Below are 5,904 nucleotides of genomic sequence, written 5' to 3'. Positions count from 1 at the left end.
GACAGGGTCTTTCAGGAAGGCGTCACGCCGTTCATCGCCAACGCGCAGCAGGAAGGTGGTTTCCGCCTTGAGCTGGGGCAGTTTTTCATACGGGGCCCAGATGAAGTCGTGGTTGACATCCGCATTGCTTTGCCAGGCGGGGTCGGGGGCTTCGATATCAAAACCCAGTGCCGCCAGCAGCCTGCCGTGGGCGCCGGTGCGGGTGCCCAGCGGGTTTTCCATCACTGCGCCGTTGTAGCTGATGATATTGGCCTGTCCGGCAGGCAGTTTGATCTGCTCGCGGGCCTGAGTGACAAAGGCATCAAAGTCGGCAATCCGGGCGTCTGCCTCGGCTTCCAGGCCGGTCGCTTGCGCCAGCTGGCGGGCCAGCTCCTGCCAGGAGCGGCGGCCATAGTCGAGCACGATGGTCGGGGCGATCTGGCGCAGGCTGGCGATATGCTCCAGGGCGGAATCGGCGCCGCTGGTCGCGACCACGATCAGGTCGGGCGCGAAAGCATAAGCGGTTTCCAGATCGACGCGCCCGGCAGGCCAGGCCTGTTCCAGTTGACGGTCTTGCGCCACTTTGGCCCATTGTTCGAAGAACTTGCCGTTGGCGGCGGTGGCGCTGGCCACGACCGGCGCATCTATGGCCAGCAGTGTGCCGGTGATGGTCGGCGAAGTGGAGAGGATGCGCTTGGGCTGAGCGGGAATATGCGTGATACTGCCGTCGGCATTCTTGAAGTCGCGCGGCCAGCTTTGTGCGGCGCTGGCGGCCGGGGTATCGGCCAGGGCAGGCCGGGCCAGCAGCATGAGCAGGGCCATCAGCATGAGGCCGTACGCGGCAAGGGATCTCGTCGTGCGCATTGATATTCCGGGCAAAGGGTCAGACTGACTGCCGGATGATCGGCAGGCGCTTGCAGTATCTATAATTGTAATGTTTTTCATTATGATGGACCGGCTGCAGGGCGTCTGGTCCGGCAGGATATGACACTATGACCATGCATCCAGGCGCCAATCCCTCCGCCGCGTCGCCGCTGCAGGGGGAGAAACTGACCCTGCGCTATGAAGCCCGCGTGATTGCGGAAAATCTGACGGTGGATATTCCGGCCGGCAAGGTGACCGTGATTGTCGGCCCGAATGCCTGCGGCAAATCGACCTTGCTGCGGGCCTTGTCGCGCTTGCTGGTGCCGGTCAGCGGCCAGGTGCTGCTGCACGGCAAGGACATCCGCAGCTATGCCCCCAAGACCGTGGCCCGCCTGCTGGGCCTGCTGCCGCAAAGCGCGGTGGCGCCTTCGGGCATTTGCGTGGCAGATCTGGTGGCGCGTGGCCGATTTCCGCATCAGACCATGCTGCAGCAATGGTCGCACGAAGATGAAGCGGCAGTGCGCAAGGCCATGGAGGCCGCGCATGTGGAAATGCTGGCGGAACGGGCGGTCGATGAACTGTCCGGCGGACAGCGGCAGCGTGTCTGGCTGGCGATGGTGCTGGCGCAGGATACGCCCATCATGCTGCTCGATGAGCCAACGACCTATCTGGATATCGCCCACCAGATCGAGGTGCTGGATCTCTGCCAGCGCCTCAATCGCGAAGAAGGGCGCACGCTGGTGATGGTGCTGCATGATTTGAACCAGGCGGCGCGTTATGCCGATCACATCATTGCGATGAAGGCGGGCCGGATTATCGCCGCCGGGCATCCGCGCGAGGTCGTGACGCCGGCCGTGGTTGAAGAGGTATTCGGCCTGAGCGCCGTCGTGATTGATGATCCGGTCACGCATACGCCCATGGTCGTGCCCATTGCGAGCACCGGCACCCGGCAGGATACCGCCAGATCCGCTGTCTCGGCCGCTTGAGGGCGGCGGTCAGCGCAGCGCCAGCCGCATGGCGCAGCGTTGCGCGGCTGGCAGGCCATGCGCCGCTTCGTCCTGCAAAATGCTGGCAAGGCGTGTCTCCATGCCGTGTTCAGGCAGCACCTCAAAGCCCAGCCGGGCGTAAAACGGCGCATTCCAGGGCACATCGCGGAAGGTGGTCAGGGTCAGGCTGGACAACTGCCGGGCGCGGGCGTGCCCGATGGCGTGTTGCATCAGGGCGCGTCCCAGGCCCTGGCCCTGGTGGCTGTGCTGAACGGAGAGTTCCCAGATATGCAAGGCGCTGCCGGCAGGCTCGGCGCTTAGGAAACCGGCAGCGTGCCCTGCGTCATCCAGGGCAACCCATTCCGTTCCCAGGCGCATGAACTCGCGGTGGCGCCTGGCACTCATGGGATCACCCTGGGCCAGCCAGGCCAGCTCGGGTATTTGCAGGAAGGCCTGAGCGGCAGATTGTTCGATGGCGCGCAAAGCGGGCAACAGGGCTTCGTCGGATTGGCGGATGGTCGTCATGACAACAGGGGCGTTTCGGCAGGAAAGGCATGAATTGTCGCATTCCTGCTACCGCGGGCAAGCCGGAGCCTGGCGCGCGTGCGGGCTGCGCGGCGGGATGCGTTTATTTGCTTGGCGGTGCTGCGGCCTTGCGCTACATTGCGCCGGTGGCGAAGGCGCCACTTTTGCGGATCCCCGATGAAAAAAACCGATTTAGAGAAAAACAAAGCCCTCAAACTGATGGGCAAGATGCAGGCGGCTGTGCCGCCCGGACGTTATGCCGGCGCCGCCGTGCTGGACCGCCGCGAGCAGCGGCGTCTGGATCAGGCGGCTGGGCTGGTGCCGTTTCCGGTCAAGCTGCGCCAGCCCCTGATTGACGCTTTGCGTGCCAAGGCGCAAGCCGATGGTGTCAACCTGAATGATTTGGTCAATACCTTGCTGGCAGACGCCTTGCAGGATTGATCCCCTGTCTTGCCGCGCCTTGCCGGGCGCGGCGGCGCCCGGCGCCTGTCAGTGGAAGCGGTAGCCTGCGTTGAACATCAGCGTCCAGTTGCGGCCGACAGCAGGCTCGTAATAACGGCTGTTGCTTTCATTGACGATCACGGAACCGACATAGCGTTTGTCGAACAGATTATCGACGCGGGCCAGCAGGTCCAGATCCCAGGCGGCAGCTTGCAGGCGGTAGCCGGTATAAAGCGCCGTGACGGCGTAGCCCGGCGCCTGGGCGCTATTGGCGGTGTTGGCCTGGATATTGCCCATGGCGCGCCATTCCGCGCCGGCTTGCCAGCCTTGTTCCGGCATCCATTGCAGTCCTGCATAGCCGTTGTGGCGCGCGACGCCGGGGATGCGCTTGCCTTGGCTGCCAGACGCGGCCTGGCGGAAATCGGCATCCAGATAGGTATAGCTCAGCGTAAATTGCAGGTCCTGAATCAGCGCCGCCTGCCAGGAAAGCTCCAGGCCATTGCGGCGGGTTTTGCCCGCGTTGCGGAAGGTGGCGCGGCCGCCGCTGCTGCCGGCGCTGACAATTTCGTCGCGCGTGTCGATGCGGAACAAAGCGGCGGTGAGCAGTCCGCCCAGACTGCCGGTTTTGGCGCCTATCTCATAGTTGCGGCTGCTGGAGGGGCGCAAGGCAAGATTCAGTCCGCCCGTGCCATCCGGGCGGTAGGACAGTTCATTGAAGGTCGGTGTTTCGAAGCCGCGCCCGAAAGACGCATACAGGCTGCTATCCGAGCCCAGCGCGTAGCGGGCGGCGAAGACGGGCAGCCAGGCGCTGAATGAGGTTTTGCCGCTGTCGTCGCCATTGCCCAGATACTGGTCGCGCGAGCGGAAGCGGACTTCGCTGCGGCGCAGACCGCCTTCCAGCAGCCAGCGCTCGCTGACATCCCAGCCGGCTTGCAGGTAAGCATCCATGTTGCGCAAGGTATTGCGCTCCTTGCGGCGCAAGGCGCCGCGGGTGCCAAGGTCGGTGGGGGCGGCGGCGCTGCCCTGGAAGTTTTCATAACCGCGGCGGTCTTCGCGCATATGGTCGTAGGCGCCGCCGGCGGTGATCGTCAAGGGCTGGCCCAGCAGGCTGGCCGTGTGCGTGGCGCGCAGGTCCAGGCCTGAGAAATTCCGTTGCAGGTCTATGATGCCCCCGGCATGGGTGGCCGGTTTTTGCGCGGCGGGGGGAATGGCCTGGTATTGCACGGTGTGCCGTTCGCCGGTGTAAACCATCGCCTGAAGTTGCGTGTCCGCATCCAGCGATTTTTCATAACGCAGGCCGATCTGCGACTGGCGGGTATTTTTGCGGGTGTTGAAGGCGAGGGCATTGGCGGTGACGCCGCGCGGATTGGCCGCCATTTCGGCAGCGCTGAGGCCCAGGGGGTCATCGGCATGAATCAGGGCATAGTTGGCCAGCAGGGTCAGCTTGCTGTCGTCGGCCAAGGAAAAATCCAGGCGGGCATTACCCTGGTTCTTGCTCATGGCGCTGTGGTCGCGCCAGCCATCGAGGGTTTGGCGGCTGGCGCTCAAGGTGTAGTGGCTCAGGCCGGCCGCAGCGTCTGTGGCGCCGCCAGCCTGCAAACCGTAGCGGCGCAGCCCGTTGCTGCCGGTGGTCAGGCTGACGGCCGGGCGCAAGGGGCCGCTGCCTTTGGCGGTTTCGACCATCAGCACGCCGCCAGAGGAGTTGCCATACAGCGCGGAGTAAGGGCCGCGCAGGACTTCGACCAGGCTGGCCGAGCTCAGGTCGATATTGGAGAGCTGAGCCTGGCCATCCGGCATGGTGGCGGGAATGCCATCCACATAGATACGGACGCCGCGCACCCCGAAGGTTGAGCGGGCGCCGAAACCGCGTATGGAGATTTGCAGATCCTGCGCAGAGTTGTTGCGGTCCTGCACCTGAATGCCGGGCACGCTGGCCAGGCCTTCGGAAAGCTTGAGCGCGGGCCGGCCTGCGAACAGGCCGGTTTCATCTACCTGGCTGATGGAAGCCGGGGCGTCTATCAGGGCGCGCGGCCCTAGGGTACTGATGACTTCAATGGCAGGCAGCAGGGACACCTCGGGCGGGCTGCCGGTATCCGGCAGCGTGGCGGGCGGATTGGCGGGCAATTGCGCCTGAGCCGCTTGCAAGGCCGGGATGGCCAGCAGGGAGAAGAGGGTCGATGCGGAAAAAAGGTGCCTGGACATTGCAGTCGGAAGTAAGGTGAAAAAACAGGTTCAGGGCAGCAAGAGGCGCAAGGCCTGCTCGACGCTGGCCCGGTTATCCGGGCGCACCAAGCGGCTGACTTCCTTGCCGTCGCGCAATAACACCAGCGTGGGCCATAACTTGACGCCGAAGGCGCGTCCCAGCGGGCGTCCCTTGCCGTCCTCGACCCGGATATGCCGGACGGCGGGCAAGCCGGCCAGGGCGGCATCGACACAGGGGCGCGCCGCCTGGCAGTAGCCGCACCAATTGGTGCCGAAGTCCAGCACGACAGGCCCCGCGAGCTGCGCGGCCTCTTGAGTGCTCAGGGTCTCGGGCTGGTAGTTCATGGGGCTGGGAGCAAGGGGCGCAGCCATCTCAGAACTCCGCCGTCAGGGGATCCGGGCCGATCCGGCCATCCGCTGCGTCCAGCGCATCGAAAGCCGCCAGGTCGCTGGCGTCCAGCCGGAAGGAAAACACATTGAAATTTTCCGCGATGCGGCTGGGGGTGGCGGATTTCGGGATAGCGATCAAGCCCTGGTCCAGATGCCAGCGGATAATGGTTTGCGCCGGGGTGCGCCGGTGCTTCAGCGCGATGTCGGCGATGACAGGATGATGCAGGAGCGTGCCTTGCCCCAGCGGGCTCCAGGACTGCGTGGCAATACCGTGGCGGGCATGGAAGGCGCGCAGTTCGCGCTGCTGAAAGCGCGGGTGGAGTTCAATCTGGTTCAGGACAGGCACCACACCGCTTTCCTGGATCAGCCGCTCCAGGTGTCCGGCCGTGAAATTGGAGACGCCGATAGAGCGTGCCCGGCCTTCTTTATGCAGGCGGCGCAAGGCGCGCCAGCTTTCCAGATACAGGCCGCGCGCGGGCGAGGGCCAGTGGATCAGATAGAGGTCGATATCATCCAG

General features: G+C 64.6%; 7 protein-coding genes. 2 read left to right on the top strand and 5 right to left on the bottom strand.

All coding sequences use genetic code 11. From position 1 onward, the window contains the following. Nucleotides 1–843 (bottom strand): Fe2+-enterobactin ABC transporter substrate-binding protein (gene fepB, locus ACTJGZ_RS15600; RefSeq protein WP_441663813.1); only part of this gene is annotated, 843 nt, incomplete at its 3' end. A 128-nt stretch (nt 844–971) separates the two neighbouring features. Here fepB and ACTJGZ_RS15595 point away from each other — a divergent pair. Continuing rightward, nucleotides 972–1,829 carry an ABC transporter ATP-binding protein gene (locus ACTJGZ_RS15595; RefSeq protein ID WP_441663812.1) on the top strand — a complete coding sequence of 286 codons (858 nt, stop codon included), beginning with the start codon at nt 972–974 and terminating at the stop codon, nt 1,827–1,829. Between the two features lie 9 nt (nt 1,830–1,838). On the opposite strand, the gene ACTJGZ_RS15590 is transcribed toward ACTJGZ_RS15595, so the two are convergent. Then, the gene (locus tag ACTJGZ_RS15590) at nt 1,839–2,354 is read right to left on the bottom strand and encodes a GNAT family N-acetyltransferase (RefSeq protein ID WP_441663811.1); all 516 of its coding nucleotides are present in this window, start codon (nt 2,352–2,354) and stop codon (nt 1,839–1,841) included. Nucleotides 2,355–2,531: 177 nt separating this feature from the next. Between ACTJGZ_RS15590 and ACTJGZ_RS15585 the strand changes: the two genes are divergently transcribed. Continuing rightward, nucleotides 2,532–2,795, top strand: coding sequence for a hypothetical protein (locus ACTJGZ_RS15585; RefSeq protein ID WP_441663810.1), 264 nt, complete (start codon nt 2,532–2,534; stop codon nt 2,793–2,795). Nucleotides 2,796–2,843: 48 nt separating this feature from the next. Here the strand turns inward: ACTJGZ_RS15585 and ACTJGZ_RS15580 are convergent, their stop codons facing one another. The 3 genes from ACTJGZ_RS15580 to ACTJGZ_RS15570 form a co-directional block, all read right to left on the bottom strand. After that, entirely contained in the window at nt 2,844–4,997 is a 2,154-nt protein-coding gene (locus ACTJGZ_RS15580) for a TonB-dependent receptor family protein (RefSeq protein WP_441663809.1), read from the bottom strand. A 30-nt stretch (nt 4,998–5,027) separates the two neighbouring features. After that, a complete protein-coding gene (locus ACTJGZ_RS15575) occupies nt 5,028–5,369 on the bottom strand; it encodes a thioredoxin family protein (protein ID WP_441663808.1) in 342 nt (113 codons plus the stop codon). 1 nt (nt 5,370) lies between these two features. Beyond that, nucleotides 5,371–5,904: aldo/keto reductase (locus ACTJGZ_RS15570; RefSeq protein WP_441663807.1), on the bottom strand; the 534-nt coding region annotated here is incomplete at its 5' end.

Origin of the sequence: Kerstersia sp. (assembly GCF_052103615.1) — a bacterium.
Lineage (GTDB): Bacteria > Pseudomonadota > Gammaproteobacteria > Burkholderiales > Burkholderiaceae_B > Kerstersia.
Note: the sequence above shows the minus strand (reverse complement) of the source record. Positions and strands in the feature narration are given on the sequence as shown.

Excerpts from the sequence above, each read along its gene's own strand:
- ACTJGZ_RS15595 (WP_441663812.1), top strand. The coding sequence starts at position 972 with ATGACCATGCATCCAGGCGCCAATCCCTCCGCCGCGTCGCCGCTGCAG.
- ACTJGZ_RS15590 (WP_441663811.1), bottom strand. The coding sequence starts at position 2,354 with ATGACGACCATCCGCCAATCCGACGAAGCCCTGTTGCCCGCTTTGCGC.
- ACTJGZ_RS15585 (WP_441663810.1), top strand. The coding sequence starts at position 2,532 with ATGAAAAAAACCGATTTAGAGAAAAACAAAGCCCTCAAACTGATGGGC.
- ACTJGZ_RS15580 (WP_441663809.1), bottom strand. The coding sequence starts at position 4,997 with ATGTCCAGGCACCTTTTTTCCGCATCGACCCTCTTCTCCCTGCTGGCC.
- ACTJGZ_RS15575 (WP_441663808.1), bottom strand. The coding sequence starts at position 5,369 with ATGGCTGCGCCCCTTGCTCCCAGCCCCATGAACTACCAGCCCGAGACC.